Here is an 18,558-nt window from a genome sequence, read left to right on the forward strand (position 1 = left end):
GCAATATCTTTTGCCGGACCCAAAAATCCCTTATGAGCGAACGGCGCGCAGCTCGCGCGAGCGGGAACTCCAGCACGGCAGGCGCATGCGGCTCTTCATCCTCGGCCTCGGCTACAGTGCCCGGCATTTCGTCGGCCAATTCGGCGGCGCATTCTCGCATATCGCCGGCACCGTGCGCGATCCCGGGAAGCGAAACGACCTTGCCGGCATCGAGGTGCATGCCTTTTCCGGCAGCAGTCCGGCCCGCGAGGTGGTCGAGCGAGTCCGCGACGCCGATGTCCTTCTCATATCGATCCCGCCCGGCAGCGCGGGCGACCCGGCAGCTACGGCCTTTGGCGACGCGCTCGCGCGCCGGCGGCGGAAGATCGTCTATCTCTCCACCATCGGCGTCTATGGCGATCACGCAGGCCGCTGGGTGGACGAGAGCACGCCGCCGCAGGCCACCCTCGACCGCACGCGAACGCGCGTTGCGGCGGAGCAAGCCTGGACCGCCGCGGCGCGCGGCGACGTCGCGATCCTGCGGCTTGCGGGCATCTACGGGCCCGGCCGCAACGCACTGATGACGCTGCGGGCGGGGACGGCCCGGCGCATCGTCAAGCCGGGACAGGTCTTCAACCGCATCCACGCCGACGACATCGCGAGCGCGATCATGGCCGCGGTGAAGCACAGTGACGGCGGCACCTGGAACGTCTGCGACGACGAGCCGGCGCCGCCGCAGGATGTGATCGCTTATGCGGCGAAGCTGATGGACCTTGCGCCGCCGCCCGAAGAGCCGTTCGAGACGGCCAAGATGTCGGCGATGGCCCGCAGCTTCTATGCCAGCAGTGCCCGGGTCTCCAACGCGAAACTGAAGCACGAGCTCGGTGTCACGCTTGCCCATCCGACCTATCGGCATGGCCTGGATGCATTGTGGCGCACCGGGCAAGGGCGATAGGTTCCGGTTATCTCCGACGCGTCCCAGACATGCCCCACCCGCGCTTGACTTCGCTCAGGCGCAGCCGTGATCTAGCCGCTCGGCGAGCCACCACAGAACGAGCTCGCCTTGGGAGGATGCAATGAACAAGACGATCGCCATGATCGCGGCGGCGGCTGCCGTCATCACGTTCGGTGCGGCGCGCGCCGCACCACTGCCCGAAGCCAACCCTGATGACGCCGGTTTCTCGAAGCAGGGTCTCGCGCGGCTCGACAGCTTCTTCGCGCGCGAGATCGCCGCCAAGCGCGTTCCCGGCGCCGTCGTCGCGGTGGCGCGGGACGGCAAGCTCGTGCACTACAAGGCTTACGGCATGCTCGATCCGGACAAGGGCACGCCGATGCCGGTCGACGCGATCTTCGCGCTGGCCTCGATGACCAAGCCGATGGCGGCGGTCGCCGGCCTGACGCTGATGGAGAAAGGCCAGTTGCCGCTCCAGGCCAAGCTGTCCGACTACTATCCCGGCTTTGCCGACATGAAGGTCGGCGCGACCGGGGCCGATGGCTCGCTCAAGCTCGAACCGCAGGCGTCCCCGATCTTCGTCCACGATCTCTACCGGCATACGTCCGGATTGATGTATGGCGGCCGCCCCGACTCATCGAGTCCGGTAGCGCGGCAATACCCCGATGGCGTCGCGCCGGCGGTGGAAGGCGACACTGAGGCCTTCATCGGCCGCATCACAAAACTGCCGCTGGCGCATCAGCCCTCGACCGAGTTCGAATACGGTTTTTCGATCGACGTGCTCGGCGCCGTCGTCGAGAAGGTGAGCGAGCAGAGGCTCGGCGACTATCTCGCCGCCAATGTGTGGCAGCCGCTCGGCATGAAGGACGCGACCTTCCACCCGACCGACGCGCAGCGCCCTCGCCTCGCCCGCCCGTTCGCCAACGATCCGCTGACCGGCAAGCCGCAAGCCATCAAGCTGCTGGACACCCCGACCAAGTTCGATTGCGGCGGCGCCTGCTCATTCGCGACGATGGGCGATTACATCCGCTTCGGCCAGATGCTGCTCAACGGCGGCGAGCTCGACGGCCAGCGCATTCTTTCCCCGAAGACCGTGCATCACATGACGACCAACCACCTCGGTCCCGAGATCAAGAACAATGTGGCCAACATCGAGCCGCATCGCGCCGGCTTCGGCTTTGGTCTCGCGGTCGCGGTCCGGACCAGCGAAGGGCAGTCGTCGGTCCCCGGCAATCCCGGCGAGTTCACCTGGAATGGCGCCTACGGGACGCAGTTCTTCTGCGATCCCAAGGAGCGTCTCGTCGTGGTGGTGGGAACGGCGGCGCCGGGCGAGCTCAGGAAATACTATCGCGAGCAGGTGCAGGACATCGTCTATGGCGCGATGGTGAAGTAAGACCGGCGCGCTGGAATAGAAAGGGCGGCCGCTCAGGCCGCCCTTTGCGAATCTGGCGTCAGCTCAACACGCCGTACCTCTTGAACCAGGCCTGGGCCTGCTTCCAGGCGTCTTCCGCCGCATCCTTGCGATAGCTGCCGCGATAGTCGGCATGGAAGCCGTGCGGCGCCTGCGGATAGATCTTGAATTCGGCGATCTTCTTGTCCTGCTCGAGCGTCGCCTTGAACTGCTCGACCTGGGCCACGGGAATGCCGGTATCAGCGCCGCCATAGAGGCCGAGCACCGGCGCCTTCATCTCGGGGGCGAGCTGAAGCGGACTCTTCGGCCACACCGGATTGGCGGGATCGACCGGCGCACCGTAGAACGCGACACCGGCCTTGAGGGTGCCACTGTGGGCAGCGTATTCCCAGACATTGCGGCCACCCCGGCAGAAGCCGATGATGCCGAGCTTCGTGGTGTCGCCGCCTTGCGATCCCGCCCACGCCACCGTCGCATCGAGATCGGACAGCAGCTCGGCGTCCGGCTTGGCATTAACGACCGGCAGCAGATCCTTGATGTCGGTGACCTTGGTGAGGTCGACACCCTTGCGGAAGTAATAGTCGGGCGCGACCGCGAATGCGCCGAGCTTGGCGAGGCGCCGTGTCACGTCCTTGATGTATTCGTGCAGGCCGAAAATCTCCATCGCCACGATGATCACCGGCGCCTTGGTGTTGCCGGCCGGGCGCGCGAAATAGGCCGGCATCTCTTCGGACCCGACCTTGATCCTGGCGTCGCCAGCCTGGAGGCCGCCGGTATCTGTCGTGATGATTTCGGCGCGGACCGGACCGGCCGCAAGCGTGTAGCCGGCAGCGACGGCCGCGGTGGCGCTCATGAATCCGCGGCGCGAGACCGGGGCGACTTTCGTCAGCCCGACGACGTCGGATGTCATGGTGGTTTCGAAGCTCATCGGTCGATCCTTCCTGATGCTTGGCCCTGATTCCTCAGGCGGCGCATTCGCCGATAATTGCCGGCGAAACGCAAATCACCAGCCTGCGAGCATGTTCGCGTTCAGGCCAAGCCCTGACGTCTTTTCAGCGGCGCCGTTTCGGGCATCAGGCTCATTGCGACAAGTCCGACGATCGCCGCAAGCAGGAGGTACCAGGCCGGTGCCAGCGGATTGCCGGTGACGTGGAGGAGCCAGGTGACCACGAGCTGCGCCGTACCTCCGAAGCTCGCGATCGCCACCCCGTAGACGGTCGCGAACACGCCTCCGCGGATGTTCTGGGGCAGCGCTTCGGTGAAGGTCGCATAGAACGCCGTGAACGGCAGCGAGCCGATGATCGATAGCACGCCGAAGCCGATCAGGAGCGACAGCGCGCCCGGTGCATGGACGATCCACAGGAAGGTCGGATAGGTGAGCAGGAGGGTTGCGAGCTGAGGCCAGATCATGATCGGCTTGCGGCCGAGACGATCGGCGAGCCATCCGCCGGCCAGTGCACCGACGAACTGAATGCCGTTGCTGACGAGCGACACGGCGAAAGCCAGTGTCGACGACACGTGCAGGGTATTCTGCGCATAGGTCGTCATGTATTGCGTGACATAGGTCGAGATCGTGCCGCTGGCCAGGATCATCAAGGCCAGCGCGATGATGCCGAGGTGACGCCGGACCTGCGAGAGGTGACCCGTGCGCTCTTTCGCTGCGACACCGGCATCGGCATGCGGAATCGTCTCGGGCAGTGTCCGCCGCATCCAGAGCCCGAACGGCAGGCAGACGGCCCCGATCAGGAACGCCACCCGCCAGCCGTAGGAGTCCAGCATCTCCGGCGCCATGGTCGTGCTCAGGATGACACCGACCAGCGCGCCGGCGGTCGCCGCGATCTCCTGGCTCGCCGGCTGCCATGCCACGACCAGCGCCCGATGCTCGGGCGGCGCAATCTCGAGGAGATAGGCGGTCGTCGGTCCGACCTCGCCGCCGAGGGCGAAGCCCTGCACCATGCGCGCCGCAATCACGATGATGGGCGCGGCGACGCCGATCATGCGATAGGACGGCGTGAGCGCGATGGTCAGGATAGCAGCTCCCATCAACGCAAAGCTCAGCAGCATGGCGGGCCGCCGGCCGATCCGGTCGGAATAGATGCCGAGCACGATCCCGCCGATCGGCCGCGTCACGAAGCCGGCCCCGAACGTCGCCAGCGACAGCATCAGGCTGCCGTACTCGCTTCCGGTCGGGAAGAAGGTATGGCCGATCTGGATGGCGAAGAAGCTGTAGGTAATGAAGTCGTAGAATTCGAGCATGTTGCCGATGGTGGCTGCGAATGCTGCTCGTTTGACGTTGAACGGCGCCGCTTGCTCAATTCCCAACGACACTTTGACTCCCTGGATTCGCTCGTTTGCCGGACTTAACCGTCTGGCTGCATTGCGTCGCAACATCCATTAACCGAAAGAGAGGGTTCTCTCCCGGCCAGCCACACCGCCAAGCGTTACCGGTGATGCGCCCTTTTGCGTATTCGAAACTCCAGGCCGCAACAAATGGGCCTCGCAGTGGCGACAATGACACATCATGTTGCTCAGGCGTCGCACATCACCGTCAATTCACGCGCAAGCTCTCGTGATTTGATTGAAATTTTCAGAAGAGTTGAGCCGTGCGATTTACTCGAACTTTCTGTGTGACGCTCTAGTTCCACGGCCGGAAGTTCCATCTGCAGAACGGATGCAACTTCCCGAGCGCGGTCCTTCCATCCGGCAACGGAGGAAGAATCGCCCGAGAACTTCATTCTCGTCCACCCAGATTGCGCTACCAAAGGCTCAATTGAATAAAGCTTGTCCGACCTGGAACTGAAATGATTTTAGCTCGCGAAGCGATTGAATTGTTGGGACAGATGGCTCGCATCCTGTGGTTCGAAGGCACCAAGCATGGCTTGCGCGACCGCGAATGGATGGCCCTGCGCTTTCTCTCCCGCGCCAACCGTTTCTCGCGGACGCCCTCGGCGCTCGCGAGCTACGTCGGCACCACGCGCGGCACCGCCTCTTTCATTATCGGCGAACTCGAGCGGCTCGGATATCTGGAGCGAAAGCGCTCCGCGACGGACAAGCGATCGGTGACGCTGAGCGTGACGCAGCAGGGCAAGAAGTTCCTGGTGCGCGACCCCATCAGCGTTCTCCTCGAACCGATCGCCGTCCTCGACGACGAGGCCAAGATCCGCTTTCGCGACACGCTCCGGCACGTGCTCGATCAGGCGGACGCGGCCGAGCAGCGGCACCATACCGACGTCTGCAAGCGATGCATCTTCCTGCGCGAAGATCGCACCGCCACGGACGGCAAGCCCGGCGCCGCCGAGTTCAGCTGCCGCCTGTTTCGCGCGCCGATCGCCGAGGCGGAGATCGATCTGCTATGCACCAGCTTCGAGCATCATCGCCAATAGGAGGCGGCCCTCGATCACGGCGTCGCCTTGCGTGACGAGTAGATGACGCCGCCGCTGGACTCCACGACCAGACGGCCGTTCTCGTTCTTGATCTCTTCGATGCGGCCAAGCCCGGGTACCTGCTGTCCAAGCACGGCCTCGATGACGCCGTTCGGACCTTGCAGGATCGCAATTCCCTCATAGGCCTGGCGGACCGACCAGCCCTTGACCACCTTGCGCGGCGCCGACGGAGGAACCGAACCCGTGATCTCGGGCGCGGCAACCGAGGCCATCATCGGCATCGTCTGCGAGGGCGGCTGCGAGGCGACGGCCGCCGGCGCCGGCGCTTGCGCCTGAGCCTGGGCGAGCTTGTCCAGCTTCACCGTCGAGGACGAACTCACCCGCTCGATACGGTCCAGATTCTCGGCGAACCTGCCGAAGCGATCGTTGGTCGCCTTGCTCGACTGATCGACCGCGGTGCGCAGGCCGTCGAGATTTTCGGACACGCCCGACACCTGCTTGCGCAGCAGCGCGACAGTCTCGCGCAGATTCCTGATCTCCGTATTGGCGGCCACGTTGCTTTGGGCCGGCTGCGTGGTGAGATAGGCGATCACGCCGGTGCAGGCGCAGACCACCAGGATCGCAGCGACCGCCAGTGTTGCGAGCGGCGCGACCCATGTCGGACGCGGCGGCGGCGGCTTGGCCACGATCACGGCCGGCTTCATCACGGTCGGCGCAGGCTTCGGTATCGCCATCTTGTCGAGGCGCGCCTTGGCGCGAATACGCTTCAGCCCCTCGAGCGCCTCTTTCGCCAGGGTCTCGTCGTTCGCCGCAGCCGACACACGCTTCGCGCTTGCAGCGGGCTTGGCCGTCTGTGTCGTGCTTGTATCGCGCGCATCCGGAGCCGGCTTCGCCGCCGCGGAAACATCAGCGGTCGCGTTGGGACGAGCTTGTCCATCGGACAACATGTGAAAATGCTCCGTTCGGTTCGATCTATCGAACGGTGAAGTTATTTGCCGAAGCTTGCCTGAAACGTGCGCAGCGAAAACTTTTCATCGCGCCCGATGCGACGTCGCATGAGTCAAAAGCGTCATGGACGTGGCGAGAGTGCGACTCGAAAGACACACACTCGCCAAGATTTCGCCAAGCTGGAGTCGCCTCGCCATACATGAGTCGAATTGTCGCATGGGGAAACACCAGCAGGAGAGTCAATCCCGGGTTGAAAACCCCGCTATGCGCATGACCCGCAGCACCGCGCAAAACAGCTGTGATTACGCGGGGATGCGGAACTTTAGAAACGCTACGGTGCAAAACTAGTTCGATCACCAAATCAACTGATGCGATCGAACATACAAAGAAACAACCAGAAACGAATCAACAGCATCAAACACGCATAGCAACCGCTTTGCTGCGCGCGCTTGATCGGAAATCGGCAATTGTTACGGTCCTACTCAAGTGATTCTCGCCAGTTGGCGAGGAGATCGACACAGTTCAGGTGCGTTCGGACGCAATCGGCAAGTTGGCGCAACTGTTCTAGGTCTGTCTCAATCCGCTCCGCGAGGTGATCCGTAAGACACCCGCCGAGCCTCACGCAGTAAGCGTTCAGTATCGAGTCGAAGTAGCAGGCCTGCACACGCAGGCACTGAATGCGTAGGGCTGCCCGCGAATATCGAAACCATAATAACGGTTCGCGGGATGGAAATATCGTCAAACAGCATGGTTGCCGAGCCGGGCATCACAACAACCATCCGGCCGCAACAAGTGCGAAACAGGGGCGAAAGACTAATGTATATTATCGTTGATGATCGCGAGAGCGTCACGAACAGCTACGTTGGAGGGCTCGTTCGCGAAGGTGTATCGTCGATCGGCTTCTCTTCCGGAGAATTCTGGGACTGGCTGCAATCTGCGAGCGAACCGGATCTGGCGGCGGTCGACGCCTTTCTCCTCGGGGACTGCGATGCCCGCGGAAGCCTGCCACGGGCGATGCGGAAGCGCTCCTCGGCGCCCATCATCGCCATGAGCGGCCAGAAGATGCTCAAGAACACGCTTGAGCTGTTCGAATCGGGCGTCGACGACGTCGTCCACGTACCGATTCACCTGCGCGAGATCCTCGCCCGAACGGCCGCAATCGCGCGCCGCCGGGTGGGCGAGCTGCCGAGGCCCTGCGAGACCAGGATCCAGGTCTTCTTCAACGGACGTGACCCCGAGATCGCGGGCCACGCTCTCACCCTGCCCCGCCGCGAGCTGCGCATTCTCGAGTATATGGTCAGCAACCACGGCAAGTGGATCACCAAGACGCAGATCTTCAACGCGGTCTACGGCATCTTCGAGTCGACCTTCGACGAGAGCGTGATCGAGAGCCACGTCAGCAAGCTGCGCAAGAAACTCCGCGACCGCCTCGGCTTCGACGCGATCGTGGCCCGGCGCTACGTCGGATACCGCCTCAACATCCCTGCCGGCGAGACCATCGACGTGCCGATGCAGGAACTCGACGAGGTCGGCATCCTCCTGAACAGGGCACATGCCGCCCCGGCGGCGTACCCGGCCGGAAACTGACGCGGCAGGGCACCGCCACGAAAACGACAACGGCCTCTGCGGAGTACCCTTCGCAGAGGCCGTTGCACTTTCAGCGGCAGAGATGGCGGAGCAGCGATCTCGCGATGCCGGCGCCGCGACAGCTACGGCTTCTGCTGGAATTCTTCCTTCGAAACATAGTTGAAGTCCTCGACCAGGACGTCCTGGACGACGTCGGCCTGCATCCGCTCGTTGACGCGCTGCTTGATGGCCGTCGTGAGGATGGAAAGGTCGTAACGGGCGAGCTTCCTGAAATCGAGGCGGTCGTCGGCATAGATCCTGCGGAAGGCCTCGTCGACGACGAACGGCTCCGGCGGGACGTTGAGCTGGTGCATGATCCGCGCCTCAACGGTGTAGACGAAGCGCGCCACGATGTAGCCCTGCACGCTGCCGCCCTCGACCATTGGCACGCTCAGCGCCCGCGTCTTCTGGTATTGAAGGCCGTCGAGATATTCGTCCTTCGCCGGCAGCAGGCTGCCGTTTTCCTTCCAATAGGCCACGGCATAGCTCGTGCCCGCGGTGAGGATGCATACCCAGAGCCCGGCCAGCACGAGTCTGATCATTTTCCGTCCTGTGCTGTGCGGCCGGTATAGGTGCCATCCGACTCGGCTTCCTTGATCGCCTTGACGATGATGGCCGCGACCTCACGCACCGCATCGTAATGCATTTCGAGGATGGAACGGTTTCGCTCGAGCTTCTCGCGCAACCGCTGGATCTCCTCGGTGATCTCGACCTCGTTGCCGAGATGCATCCGTGCCCGCATCAAGCGGACGAATTCGAGCATGCTCCGGCTCTTCCGGGCACTGAAGTCGTCGAAATCGATCTTCTTGCCCGTCGAGAGCGCGACCGTCTCCTCCTCGACGATGTTCTCGAGCCGGCGGATCGCAGACAGCAGGCCACGCACCTCGTCCGATCTCGCCGCGTCGGTGCCGTCGTTCACCACGTCACCGCCGAGATTCGGCAGCAGCGCAGGCAAGAACGCATCGCCTTCTGCCGCTTCCAGCGTCATCGCCTCGGCGTCCACGACCGGCTGCTCCACCACCAGGACCGCCGCACCTTCTTGTGCTTGCATAGGAAATTCACCCCTCAACTTCTGTCACCCATTCCCGGATCATGATCCGGTCTTTTCCGTAACGCCGGGCCCCGCCGGTTGCGCAGCGGCGAGTTGCTTGGCAATGCCAATGCCCTTGCCCTTTGCCAGCTGAGCACCAAGCTGCTCCGCCAGCATCGACTTCCAGACGCCGCCGGCCGTGCCCTTGCCGAAGACTTCCTCCGACTCCTTCGGCAGCATCGTCTCGACGAAGGTCTGGAGAATGAACGCCTCGAACTTCCGGTACACCTCGCCGGATGCGGGCGCCTTGATCACCCGCACCGGCGGCCCGTTCACCACACCCGGCTGCTGCGCTTCGGCAGCCTGCGCCGCGGATTGATCGGCAGTCGCCGCCTTGGCCTTGCCGACCTCCGCGTCCATGGTGGCGGCGAAATCGGCGTCCGATGATTTCAGTGCATCGAGCTTCGCGGTCGCCGCCCGCTGCGTCACGGGGTCGGCGGCATCGAGGACATCGAGAACGAGGTCGGGCGTCGCTGTCACGATCATGTCTTGTTCCGGCTGGCTGGCCGTGGCGTCCAGTCACGCACGGCGGGGCGTATTCCCGTCATCTCTTCGAGCGAGCGCGCCTCCGCGTCGCGAAGTTTGTCTGCGAGCGCGGCCTTCGCGACCTGCTCGAGCTGTTTCACACGGCGGGTGTCCGCGCGGACCTGGTCGAGCTGCTGCGACGCCTGCGCCTGGACCGCGCGCGCACCGGCGCTCGTCCTGTTCAGGCGCCGCGCGATTGAATCGCTCGACGAGCCCGCCGGCGGTTTGCCCTCGTTGAGGGTTCCTACCAGCCATTCCTGCTCGTCCTGCAAGCTGCGCTCCTGCTGCCGCAGATGCGCGAGCTGCCATTCGGACAGCCGGAGCTGAAGCTTCACGAGCGAGACCATCCGGCCGAGCTTGTCCGCGCGCGACGTCATGACCATCACTCCGCCAGCCACGACGAGACGCCGAGCATGAATTGCGTCAAGAGCTCGTCGCTGGTGAGGTAGAGCAGCAGGAAGCCGCCGAACAGCACGAAGGGCACCGAGATGAAATAGACCGGGATCGCCGGCGTCAGCTTGTTGATCAGGCCGACCGCGAGATTGACGATGACCGAATAGACGATGAAAGGGCTGGTGATCCGCAGCGTCAGCACGAACGCCTCGGACAGGCGGCTGACGAGCTGCTCGAGCGCCATGCTGCCGCCGATCCTGTTGCCGGGCTGCCAGACGTCGTAGGAGTTCATCAGCCCGCGCAGGACCTGCCAGTGCTGGTCGGTCATGAAGAACAATGTGGTGACGGCTGCCATGATCAGCGGCACCAGGGCCGGCGCCGGATCGGTGTCGCCGACCGGCGTTCCCGGGATGTTGCTCAGCCCGATCGCGCCCGCCATCACGGTCGCCATGGTCTGCAGCGCGAGGAAGAACACCCGCCCGCCAAGCCCGATGACGCTGCCGACCACAAGCTCGGAGCAGATCAGAAGCGCAAGCGTCAGCGGCGCGGCGTTGTCGGTGAGAGGTTTCAGGACCGAGATCAGGATCGGCGTCAGCGCAAACGTCGTGACGAGCGCGACGAACAGGCGAACCTGGGCCGGAACGTTGACGCTGGAATAGCCGGGCACGAGCATCAGGCAGGCGCCGATGCGGCAGAACACGATGAACGTGACCAGCACGCTGTCGGCGAGGCCGCTGATCACGATATGGCTCCCAGCGCCCTGATCTCGGCGCTGCGCGCGACCTCGACATGCGACAGGACCGGCAAGGTCGGGAACACCCGCTCCAGGATCATCCGGACATAGGGGCGGGCTTCCGGGGTGACCGCCAGAACCACGCTGGTGCCGTTCTCGGTGAATTTTCGGATCGCGGCGCTAGCTTCGGTTGCGAACTGCTCGATCAGGCGAGGATCGGCGTCGAATTCGAAGACTTCGCCCTTGGCGTCGCGCTTCAGGCTCTGGTGGAACGCCAGGTCCCAGCGATTGCCAAGGCGGACGACGTTCAGCACACCGTTGTCGGAAAGGTCGCCGCAGATCTGCTGGGCAAGTCGGGTCCGCACATGCTCCGCGACCTGCTCGGAGCGCCGCACATGGGGTGCGATCTCGGCAATGGCCTCCAGGATCAAATGGAGATTGCGGATCGACACGCGCTCGGCCAGCAGGATCTTCAGGATCGCCAGCAGGCCCGAATAGGAGATCTGCGACGGGCAGAGATCCTCGACCAGGCGCTTGTATTCGGGATCGAGACGGTCGAGCAGCCCGCGCATGTCCTTGTAGGACAGCAGCTGCGCGAGATTTGCCCTGAGCACTTCGCTTAAGTGCGTGAGCAGCACCGACAGGTTGTCGACCGGCTTGCAGCCCTGACGCTTGACCTCGTCGGTGAACGCCTCCGTCACCCACAGCGCCTTCATGCCGAAAGCGGGTTCGATCACCTCTTCGCCGGGCACGTCGGGCTTGCCGTCCTTGTCGACGAGCACCAGCACCTCGCCGAGCCGCAGCTCGCCATGGGCGATACGCGTGTCGTGGATCCGGATCTGGTATCCCTTGGGATCGATCGACAGATTGTCGCTGAGCTTGATCTCCGGAATGACGAAGCCGTATTGCTTGGCAAACTTCTTGCGGAGCTTGCTGACCCGGTGCCCAAGCTCGGTACGCGCGCCCAGCAAATGGACCGACAGATGGCCGCCGAGCGACACCTCGATCTCTGCGGTCTTGAGCGATTCCTTGACGGATTCCTTGGCATCGGCCTGGGCGCGCTCGTCGGCCTTGCGCGCATGCTCTTTCTTCTCCCGCGCCGCCTGCCGCCGCGGCAGCGAGTAGCCGACAAAGGCCATGGCACCGCCGAGCAGCACGAAGGGTGCCATCGGTAGCCCAGGCATCAAGGCGAGCACGAACATCATCAACGACGCCGCCGACACCGCGCGCGGGTAGCCACCGAGCTGCCTCAGCACGGCCTGCTCCGCCGACCCCCTGGTGCCGCCCTTGGAGACCAGGAGGCCCGCCGACAGCGACACGATCAGTGCCGGCATCTGCGTTACCAGACCGTCGCCGACGGAGAGTTTGGTGTAGACGTCGGCGGCGCGCGACAGCGTCAGCCCGTGATGCGTCACGCCGATGATGATGCCGCCGAAGATGTTGATCGCCGTGATGATCAGGCCGGCGATTGCGTCGCCGCGGACGAATTTCGAAGCACCGTCCATTGCGCCGAAGAACGCGCTTTCCTCTTCGAGCTCGCGGCGCCGGCGCTGGGCCTCCTTGTCGTCGATGAGGCCCGCGGAGAGGTCGGCGTCGATCGCCATCTGCTTGCCCGGGATGGCGTCCAGGGTGAAGCGGGCACCGACTTCGGCGATACGCGTTGCGCCCTTGGTGATCACGACGAAATTCACCGTCACCAGGATCGCGAAGATGATCAGACCGATGACGAAGTCGCCGCCCATGACGAACTTCGAGAAGCCGGCAACGACGTGACCCGCGGCTTGTTCGCCCTCCCCGCCCCGCGACAGGATCAGACGGGTGGTCGCAACGTTGAGCGCCAGCCGCAGGATCGTCGCGATCAGCAGCACGGTCGGGAAGGCGGAGAAATCGAGCGGCCGCTGGATCCACAGCGCGACCATCAGGATCAGCGCGGACAGCGCGATCGAGAAGGCGAGGCCGAGGTCGATCAGGATCGGCGGTATGGGCAGGAACAGGATCGTGAGCATGGCCACGATACCGCCCGCGAAAAAGGCGTCGGCCCCCAATCGTCGCGGGGTCGGCAGGCTAGCAGCTAATGTATCGGCCATGGGTCACCGGCAGAGGGTCCGCCCCGCAATCTGCCGTGCAAAGCTTACGCGAGGGTGGTGGCCGGGCTCTCGCGGATCAGAAGCCGTGCTCGATCCGCGAATAGACCATCTCGGTGAAGGTGGAGAGATGGGCACCGATGAAGGAGCCGGAAACGGCAACGACCAGGAGGATGACGATGATCTTCGGCACGAAGGTCAGCGTCACCTCCTGGACCTGGGTCAGCGCCTGGATCAGCGCAATGGCGGTGCCGACAAGCATCGCGGCGCCGACGGCGGGGCCGGAGGCGACGATGATGGTCCAGATCGCCGCCTGGACGATGTCGAGGGCGTCCCGCTCGTTCATGACTGGCTGATTGTAAGGCCGGGCCCGACCGCGACCTTCGTGCCGTTCTCGAGGGTTGCGATGGAGCCGTCGTTGTTGATGGAGATCGAAACGACCTTGCCGCTGAAGGTTGCGCCGGTCGCGTCGGTGAAGCTGACGGTCTTTCCGATCAGCCCGTTGGCCTGCGACAGCGACTGCGACGACAGCAGCGCATCCAGCTTCGAATTGGTCTGCATGGCCTGCTCGACCGTCGAGAGCTGGGCGAACTGACTCATGTACTGCGAGGTATCCATCGGATTGGTGGGATCCTGGTTCTTCATCTCGGCGACGAGGAGCTGAAGAAAGGTATTGTAGTCGACGGTGTTGCTCGCCGTGTTCTTTGTGGAACTGGTCGCGTTGGACTTGCTGGTGCTGTCGGTCGCGCTGTTGACGTTCATGTAGCCTCTCCGCTGTCAGGCAGCCTCGAATGGGATCTCGGTGGCGACGCCGGCCAGGCCGGCCAGGATTGCGTCCTCTACCGGGAACAGTCCCCGGATCCGCTTGAGCGCCTCGAAATAGCGGGTCGTGCGGACCAGCTCGTGGATCGTGGCGAGCCCGTCGAGCATCTCACGGCTCTCGCAAACCGCGAGCAGGGCCGCGTGATGCTCCCCGTAGAGCGCGACTGCGGCGCCGATATCCGTCGGGTTCATCAGCATGAGCTGGACGATGAAATAGAGCTGCCGCATCGCCGTAGTGGCGTCGGAAGCCTGCATGACCTGCCCTTCGAGCAGGAACATCACGTCGTTGACGAGCTCGACGGAGACCTTGCGGTCCACGCGCAGCACTGCGCCGTTGACGTAGATCCGCTCACCCGCCCGCAAGGATATTTTCATCAGAGCGCGTCTCGGATCAGGCGGTTGATTTCGATGAGCTGCATCACGTCGTTCGACTTCTCCTCGCGAAGCCGATCGGCTTCCTTGACGACCCACAGGCCGATCGAGATGATATCGGCGCGCAGCTTTTCCGGGAGTGCGTTTTCCGGATGGGCGAGATCCTCGATGAAGATCGTCCACAGCCGCCGCACGTAGAGCAGGCTCTCGACCAGATCTTCGAAGCTGAAGCGCCCGCCCTGGACCCGCTCGAGCCGGTCGATGCCGAGGCTGAGCGCCTGCCGCTCGCGGCCCCGCGCCTCAGAGGCGCTATCATCGACGACCACTTCATAGGCTTCAAACGTCATCAGAACCACTCTGCGCAGGAGACCGAACAACAAGACAAAGTTACAGACCCCGGCTCAGAGATAGTTGATCAGGCTGATCTGCTGGAGCTGCGACGTCAGCGACAGCGCCGTCTTGATCTGGGTCTGCAGGGTGTTGACCCGGACCGAGGCCTCCGTCGGGTCGACGGCCTCCATCTTGACGATCTGATTGTTCAGAATGTCCTGCTGCGTCTTGAGCTTTTCGGTGGCGCCGGTGACCCGCTGCTGGACCGTGCCGACGCCGCCGCCGAGCGTAGCGAGGTCAGTGATGGCGTTACCGACGAGGCCGATGGCCTTGTCCACGACGACCTGGAACGTGTCCTGGCTCAGGTTCGCGTTCCCAAGATCCGCCATCATGGTGTAGGCCTCGGCGAGCCTACGGAAGCCGATCTGGTTGGCGCTAACGGACGTATCGGCGATCTCGGTCGTGGAGATACGGCTTTGCATGGTCTGGTCGGTGGCCGTTGACCAATTGGTGTTCCAGGCCGGGCTCGCGAACTCGGCATCGAAGGTGGTGTTGAGGAAGGTCTGCATTTGGGCCGGGGTAATGGTGCTCACGCTGGCCGAGGATTGCGAGAAGCCGAAGGTCGCAAGGAAATCGGCATCGACCTGGTTCTTGCTGGCCGAACCCGCGGTGTAAGCCGTGATCGGCGTGTTCTGCGTGTTGACCCCCGAGAAGAGATACGAGCCATTATAGGAGACGTTCAGCGCGCCGATCAGATCCTGGAGGTTGGCGGACGCAGGCGGCAGGATGATCCGCCCGCCGCCGTCGGTGCTACGGGCCGCGATCAGGTCCTTGAGGAAAGAGGTTGCGGTTGCGCCCAGCTGGGTGATCCGGTTCTGCGTCGTGTCCAGGCGCCCCGAGACGAGCCCGTTGGTATCGACGAGCTGATCGGCGAAGCTCAGGTCCGCCCGCAGGGTGATGTCGCTTCCCGTCGTGGCACCAAGCTCGAGGCCAACATCGGCGAAGCGGCCGGTGGTGGCTTCCTTCGAGGCCTTGGTCAGCGCGGCCTGATTGTTCGTGATCGAGGACCTCAACGACGAAGACAGCATCAAGGTCGAGATGTAGTTGGCGCTCATCATGACTTAATTCCCCACGGCAGCCAGCAGGCTCTGCAACATTTGGTCGACGGTCGAGATGATCTTCGACGACGCCGAATAGGTACGTTCGACCTGAAGCATCAAGGACATCTCGTCGTCCATGTTGACGCCGCTGACGTTCGACAGCGCCGCGGTGCTGCGATCGAGCAGCGTGTTCTGGTAGGTGGCGCTGTCGTCCGCGGCCTTGCGTTGGTTTTCGATCCAGCTCGTCGACGACGCCGCGAAGTCGATCAAGCTGCCGCTCGGCTTGCCTTGCGTGGTTGCATCGAACGGCTGCGACGCATCCATGTTGCCGATCAGCTGCTGCAGCCTGGTCGAGTAGCCGGCATTGCCGGTGGTGTTGTATCTGTAGGCGACGTTGCCGCTGATCGCGCCATCACGCAGCAGGTTGGGATTGCCGCCCTGGGCCGGGTCGACCGACGCGGCAACGCTGATCGAGCCGGCCAGGCCGACCGAGACGGTCGCGCTTGCGGGCATCGCGGGTGAGCCGGGATAGGTGAAGAGGCCGGGCCGGTCGGGCAGCGCGGCGCCGGACTGGTCGACCTCCTTGAAGGATTCGACAAGGCCGCGTGCGACCTCGTCGAGCTGGCTCTGATACGTGACCGTGGCGTTGTCGCGCAATTGGGCGAGGCCAGCGAGCTTGCCGGTCTTGATCGGCATCACGGAATTGGCGCCGGTGACCGGGACACCGTCGATATAGACAGCATTCCCGGTGGTCCCGGGCGTATAGATGTTGGTCGCCGCGAAGCTGACCGCGCGCGCCGTCTTGTCGAACAGCACGACACCGCTGTCGGTGTAGAGCGCCGCGTCGCCGTTGGCGCGCAGCGTCATCGAGACGCCGACCTCCTGCGACATCTTCGAGACGATGTTGTCGCGCTGGTCGAGATAATCGGTGACGTCGTCGCCGGCGATCGTCCCCTTCACGATCGCGGTGTTGACCTTATCGAACTGGGTCAGGAGCTGATTGATATTCCCGACCGAAGTCGCCATGTCGGCGTCCGCTCCCTGGCGCACCGTCTGCACGGTCTTGGTGGCCTGGTTGAGCGCGGTCGCCATGTCCTTGGCGGACGTGACCGCCGCCTGCGCCAGCGTGGTGTTGTCCGGAGCGTTGGCATATTGCTGGAGCGCCTGCTTCAGCTTGTTGAGCTGGGCGGCCGGCGACTGCCCAAGTTCGGGATCGTCCACAGTCGAGGCCGATATCTTCTGAAGACCGTCCAGGATCGCATTCTGCTTGGCGGACCCAGACGTCGCGATCAGGACGTTATTATAGAGACCCGAGCTGGCGGCGCGCTGGATCGCCGCCACATAGACGCCGGCCCCGGGGAGATTGTCCAGCACGGCGATCTTGCGCGAATAGCCGGCGGCGCTGGCACCGGCTATGTTGCGCGAGATCGTCGACGACTGGATACCCGACGCCATGAGCGACGCACGAGCGGAGTCGAGAGCGGCGGTAAGGGACATGATCTGCTCTTGCCCGGAATGAGCGCTTGAGGATTCAGCGCTTCAGGTTGACGACGACGTCGAGAAGATCGGCGCCGGTCTGGAACGATTTCGAATTCGCAGTGAAGCCGCGCTGCGCCTCGATCATCCCGGTGAGTTCGTCCGCGAGGTCGACGTTGGAGTCCTCCAGCGCGCCCGACTGGACAGTGCCGAGACCGCCGGTACCGGCATTCCCGGCCTGCGCGTTGCCGGAATTCATGTTGGTCGAATAGACGTTGCCGGGCTCCGGCGTCAGGTTGTCGGGGCTCGCGACGTCGGCGAGCATGATGGTGTAGAGCGTCAGCTGCTGACCGTTCTTGAGGATCGCCGTCACGAAGCCCGAATCGTCGACATCGACTTTGTCGATGGCCGATGGAACGCTGCCATTGACAGTCGCCTTGAAGCTGAAGTCGGTTCCGACCTGCGTCATGTTCGACAGGTCCAGGCTCATCGCCGCACCGCCGGGAACGGTGAGGGCGAGAGTCGTCGGGCTCGCCGCGGCCAGCGTGCCTTTGCCGGCTGCGGTCGTATCGAAGGTGAAAGTGGTGGCGGCACCGACCGACGCACCTGTCGCGGAGTTGTAAGCCTGAAGCTGCCAGGTGTCAGAGCCGGCGGCCGTCGCCGTGTGGGACATGTAGACGTCGAGCGTAACGGCCTGGCCGATATTGTTGTAGGCCACGATCGAGCTCTTCGACGAATATGACGCCGGCCCGGGCGGACCGGCGATCACAGCCGCTTTCGGATCCAGATTGCCGGTCGTGAGCGTTCCCGCCGTCGACGGCACGGGCACTTGCGAAACCTGGGCAATGTTGACGATCTGCATGCCGGACAGGCTGTTCTGCGAGAAATTGGTCACCTTACCGGGCTGGCCCAGGAGGTAGTAGCCGGCCGCGTTGACCAGATTGCCCTGGGCGTCCGGCACGAACGAGCCGGCGCGCGTCAGATATTGCTGCGTGTTGGCGGCGTTCGACACCACGAAGAAGCCGTTGCCCTGCACGGCGAGGTCCGTGGTCGACGTGGTGAACTGCGTGTGTCCCGCGTCGCTGATGGCGTAGCGAACCGTCGTCTCGACGGCGCCGGAGTCGTAATTGCCGGAGCCGCTCTTCAGGATCAGTGACGAGAATTCCGTCGAAGCCCGCTTGTAACCGGTCGTGTTGACGTTCGCGATGTTGTCCGAAACCGTCGACAGCTTGTTGGACTGCGCGCTCATTCCGGAAACGCCGGTGCGCATAACACCATACAGGCTCATGAAGTAGGCTCCTTTGTCAGGTTGTATCTACAATGCGGGTTCTTGC

General features: G+C 63.8%; 20 protein-coding genes. 4 read left to right on the plus strand and 16 right to left on the minus strand.

Annotated features, from left to right (window positions below):
* Positions 1 to 85: 85 nt before the first annotated feature.
* Complete coding sequence (locus tag AB7245_RS36565; protein WP_085405297.1) at positions 86 to 934, plus strand: NAD-dependent epimerase/dehydratase family protein; 849 nt, start codon at positions 86 to 88, stop codon at positions 932 to 934.
* Between the two features lie 121 nt (positions 935 to 1,055).
* A complete protein-coding gene (locus tag AB7245_RS36570; RefSeq protein WP_085405298.1) occupies positions 1,056 to 2,324 on the plus strand; it encodes a serine hydrolase domain-containing protein in 1,269 nt (422 codons plus the stop codon).
* 58 nt (positions 2,325 to 2,382) lie between these two features.
* Here the strand turns inward: AB7245_RS36570 and AB7245_RS36575 are convergent, their stop codons facing one another.
* Entirely contained in the window at positions 2,383 to 3,270 is an 888-nt protein-coding gene (locus AB7245_RS36575) for a dienelactone hydrolase family protein (protein WP_085405299.1), read from the minus strand.
* A gap of 101 nt (positions 3,271 to 3,371) precedes the next feature.
* A complete protein-coding gene (locus AB7245_RS36580; protein WP_439035777.1) occupies positions 3,372 to 4,598 on the minus strand; it encodes an MFS transporter in 1,227 nt (408 codons plus the stop codon).
* A gap of 545 nt (positions 4,599 to 5,143) precedes the next feature.
* Between AB7245_RS36580 and AB7245_RS36585 the strand changes: the two genes are divergently transcribed.
* Positions 5,144 to 5,725, plus strand: a complete 582-nt coding sequence (locus AB7245_RS36585) for a MarR family winged helix-turn-helix transcriptional regulator (RefSeq protein ID WP_028147146.1) — start codon at positions 5,144 to 5,146, stop codon at positions 5,723 to 5,725.
* A gap of 14 nt (positions 5,726 to 5,739) precedes the next feature.
* Here AB7245_RS36585 and AB7245_RS36590 read toward each other — a convergent pair whose 3' ends face one another.
* Positions 5,740 to 6,672, minus strand: a complete 933-nt coding sequence (locus tag AB7245_RS36590) for a hypothetical protein (protein WP_071909990.1) — start codon at positions 6,670 to 6,672, stop codon at positions 5,740 to 5,742.
* 817 nt (positions 6,673 to 7,489) lie between these two features.
* Here AB7245_RS36590 and AB7245_RS36595 point away from each other — a divergent pair.
* Complete coding sequence (locus tag AB7245_RS36595) at positions 7,490 to 8,260, plus strand: response regulator transcription factor (protein WP_028147148.1); 771 nt, start codon at positions 7,490 to 7,492, stop codon at positions 8,258 to 8,260.
* A 122-nt stretch (positions 8,261 to 8,382) separates the two neighbouring features.
* On the opposite strand, the gene AB7245_RS36600 is transcribed toward AB7245_RS36595, so the two are convergent.
* The 13 genes from AB7245_RS36600 to AB7245_RS36660 form a co-directional block, all read right to left on the minus strand.
* Positions 8,383 to 8,841, minus strand: a complete 459-nt coding sequence (locus tag AB7245_RS36600; protein ID WP_014492689.1) for a hypothetical protein — start codon at positions 8,839 to 8,841, stop codon at positions 8,383 to 8,385.
* On the minus strand, positions 8,838 to 9,350 hold the full coding sequence (locus AB7245_RS36605; RefSeq protein ID WP_063981320.1) for a hypothetical protein: 513 nt from the start codon (positions 9,348 to 9,350) through the stop codon (positions 8,838 to 8,840). The genes AB7245_RS36600 and AB7245_RS36605 overlap by 4 nt, the downstream gene beginning before the upstream one ends.
* A gap of 39 nt (positions 9,351 to 9,389) precedes the next feature.
* Entirely contained in the window at positions 9,390 to 9,875 is a 486-nt protein-coding gene (locus AB7245_RS36610; protein WP_085405301.1) for a rod-binding protein, read from the minus strand.
* On the minus strand, positions 9,872 to 10,291 hold the full coding sequence (locus AB7245_RS36615; RefSeq protein ID WP_085405329.1) for a hypothetical protein: 420 nt from the start codon (positions 10,289 to 10,291) through the stop codon (positions 9,872 to 9,874). Before AB7245_RS36615 ends, AB7245_RS36610 begins: the two co-directional genes overlap by 4 nt.
* Positions 10,292 to 10,296: 5 nt before the next feature.
* Positions 10,297 to 11,049, minus strand: a complete 753-nt coding sequence (gene fliR, locus AB7245_RS36620) for a flagellar biosynthesis protein FliR (protein WP_063981318.1) — start codon at positions 11,047 to 11,049, stop codon at positions 10,297 to 10,299.
* Positions 11,046 to 13,127: a flagellar biosynthesis protein FlhA gene (flhA, locus tag AB7245_RS36625; protein WP_071909981.1), complete on the minus strand. Its 2,082-nt coding sequence runs from the start codon at positions 13,125 to 13,127 to the stop codon at positions 11,046 to 11,048. Before flhA ends, fliR begins: the two co-directional genes overlap by 4 nt.
* 76 nt (positions 13,128 to 13,203) lie before the next feature.
* Positions 13,204 to 13,470 (minus strand): flagellar biosynthesis protein FliQ, encoded by a 267-nt coding sequence (fliQ, locus tag AB7245_RS36630; RefSeq protein ID WP_014492683.1) that lies wholly within the window; start codon positions 13,468 to 13,470, stop codon positions 13,204 to 13,206.
* Positions 13,467 to 13,886 carry a flagellar hook assembly protein FlgD gene (gene flgD, locus AB7245_RS36635; RefSeq protein WP_071909979.1) on the minus strand — a complete coding sequence of 140 codons (420 nt, stop codon included), beginning with the start codon at positions 13,884 to 13,886 and terminating at the stop codon, positions 13,467 to 13,469. Before flgD ends, fliQ begins: the two co-directional genes overlap by 4 nt.
* A gap of 15 nt (positions 13,887 to 13,901) precedes the next feature.
* Entirely contained in the window at positions 13,902 to 14,321 is a 420-nt protein-coding gene (gene flbT, locus AB7245_RS36640; protein ID WP_063981315.1) for a flagellar biosynthesis repressor FlbT, read from the minus strand.
* Entirely contained in the window at positions 14,321 to 14,665 is a 345-nt protein-coding gene (gene flaF, locus AB7245_RS36645; protein ID WP_063981314.1) for a flagellar biosynthesis regulator FlaF, read from the minus strand. Before flaF ends, flbT begins: the two co-directional genes overlap by 1 nt.
* A gap of 54 nt (positions 14,666 to 14,719) precedes the next feature.
* Positions 14,720 to 15,766 carry a flagellar hook-associated family protein gene (locus AB7245_RS36650; RefSeq protein ID WP_085405302.1) on the minus strand — a complete coding sequence of 349 codons (1,047 nt, stop codon included), beginning with the start codon at positions 15,764 to 15,766 and terminating at the stop codon, positions 14,720 to 14,722.
* Between the two features lie 3 nt (positions 15,767 to 15,769).
* Entirely contained in the window at positions 15,770 to 17,245 is a 1,476-nt protein-coding gene (gene flgK / locus AB7245_RS36655) for a flagellar hook-associated protein FlgK (protein WP_085405303.1), read from the minus strand.
* Positions 17,246 to 17,279: 34 nt separating this feature from the next.
* Complete coding sequence (locus tag AB7245_RS36660) at positions 17,280 to 18,512, minus strand: flagellar hook protein FlgE (protein WP_063981311.1); 1,233 nt, start codon at positions 18,510 to 18,512, stop codon at positions 17,280 to 17,282.
* Positions 18,513 to 18,558 lie beyond the last annotated feature (46 nt).

It is taken from the genome of Bradyrhizobium sp. 604_D8_N2_3 (assembly GCF_051810765.1).
In the GTDB taxonomy this organism is placed as follows: Bacteria; Pseudomonadota; Alphaproteobacteria; order Rhizobiales; family Xanthobacteraceae; genus Bradyrhizobium; species Bradyrhizobium barranii.

What these genes read in the sequence shown, in the direction of transcription:
- AB7245_RS36565 (WP_085405297.1), top strand. Translation starts at nt 86, where the DNA reads ATGCGGCTCTTCATCCTCGGCCTCGGCTACAGTGCCCGGCATTTCGTC.
- AB7245_RS36570 (WP_085405298.1), top strand. Translation starts at nt 1,056, where the DNA reads ATGAACAAGACGATCGCCATGATCGCGGCGGCGGCTGCCGTCATCACG.
- AB7245_RS36575 (WP_085405299.1), bottom strand. Translation starts at nt 3,270, where the DNA reads ATGAGCTTCGAAACCACCATGACATCCGACGTCGTCGGGCTGACGAAA.
- AB7245_RS36580 (WP_439035777.1), bottom strand. Translation starts at nt 4,598, where the DNA reads ATGCTCGAATTCTACGACTTCATTACCTACAGCTTCTTCGCCATCCAG.
- AB7245_RS36585 (WP_028147146.1), top strand. Translation starts at nt 5,144, where the DNA reads ATGATTTTAGCTCGCGAAGCGATTGAATTGTTGGGACAGATGGCTCGC.
- AB7245_RS36590 (WP_071909990.1), bottom strand. Translation starts at nt 6,672, where the DNA reads ATGTTGTCCGATGGACAAGCTCGTCCCAACGCGACCGCTGATGTTTCC.
- AB7245_RS36595 (WP_028147148.1), top strand. Translation starts at nt 7,490, where the DNA reads ATGTATATTATCGTTGATGATCGCGAGAGCGTCACGAACAGCTACGTT.
- AB7245_RS36600 (WP_014492689.1), bottom strand. Translation starts at nt 8,841, where the DNA reads ATGATCAGACTCGTGCTGGCCGGGCTCTGGGTATGCATCCTCACCGCG.
- AB7245_RS36605 (WP_063981320.1), bottom strand. Translation starts at nt 9,350, where the DNA reads ATGCAAGCACAAGAAGGTGCGGCGGTCCTGGTGGTGGAGCAGCCGGTC.
- AB7245_RS36610 (WP_085405301.1), bottom strand. Translation starts at nt 9,875, where the DNA reads ATGATCGTGACAGCGACGCCCGACCTCGTTCTCGATGTCCTCGATGCC.
- AB7245_RS36615 (WP_085405329.1), bottom strand. Translation starts at nt 10,291, where the DNA reads ATGACGTCGCGCGCGGACAAGCTCGGCCGGATGGTCTCGCTCGTGAAG.
- flhA (WP_071909981.1), bottom strand. Translation starts at nt 13,127, where the DNA reads ATGGCCGATACATTAGCTGCTAGCCTGCCGACCCCGCGACGATTGGGG.
- fliQ (WP_014492683.1), bottom strand. Translation starts at nt 13,470, where the DNA reads ATGAACGAGCGGGACGCCCTCGACATCGTCCAGGCGGCGATCTGGACC.
- flgD (WP_071909979.1), bottom strand. Translation starts at nt 13,886, where the DNA reads ATGAACGTCAACAGCGCGACCGACAGCACCAGCAAGTCCAACGCGACC.
- flbT (WP_063981315.1), bottom strand. Translation starts at nt 14,321, where the DNA reads ATGAAAATATCCTTGCGGGCGGGTGAGCGGATCTACGTCAACGGCGCA.
- flaF (WP_063981314.1), bottom strand. Translation starts at nt 14,665, where the DNA reads ATGACGTTTGAAGCCTATGAAGTGGTCGTCGATGATAGCGCCTCTGAG.
- AB7245_RS36650 (WP_085405302.1), bottom strand. Translation starts at nt 15,766, where the DNA reads ATGATGAGCGCCAACTACATCTCGACCTTGATGCTGTCTTCGTCGTTG.
- flgK (WP_085405303.1), bottom strand. Translation starts at nt 17,245, where the DNA reads ATGTCCCTTACCGCCGCTCTCGACTCCGCTCGTGCGTCGCTCATGGCG.
- AB7245_RS36660 (WP_063981311.1), bottom strand. Translation starts at nt 18,512, where the DNA reads ATGAGCCTGTATGGTGTTATGCGCACCGGCGTTTCCGGAATGAGCGCG.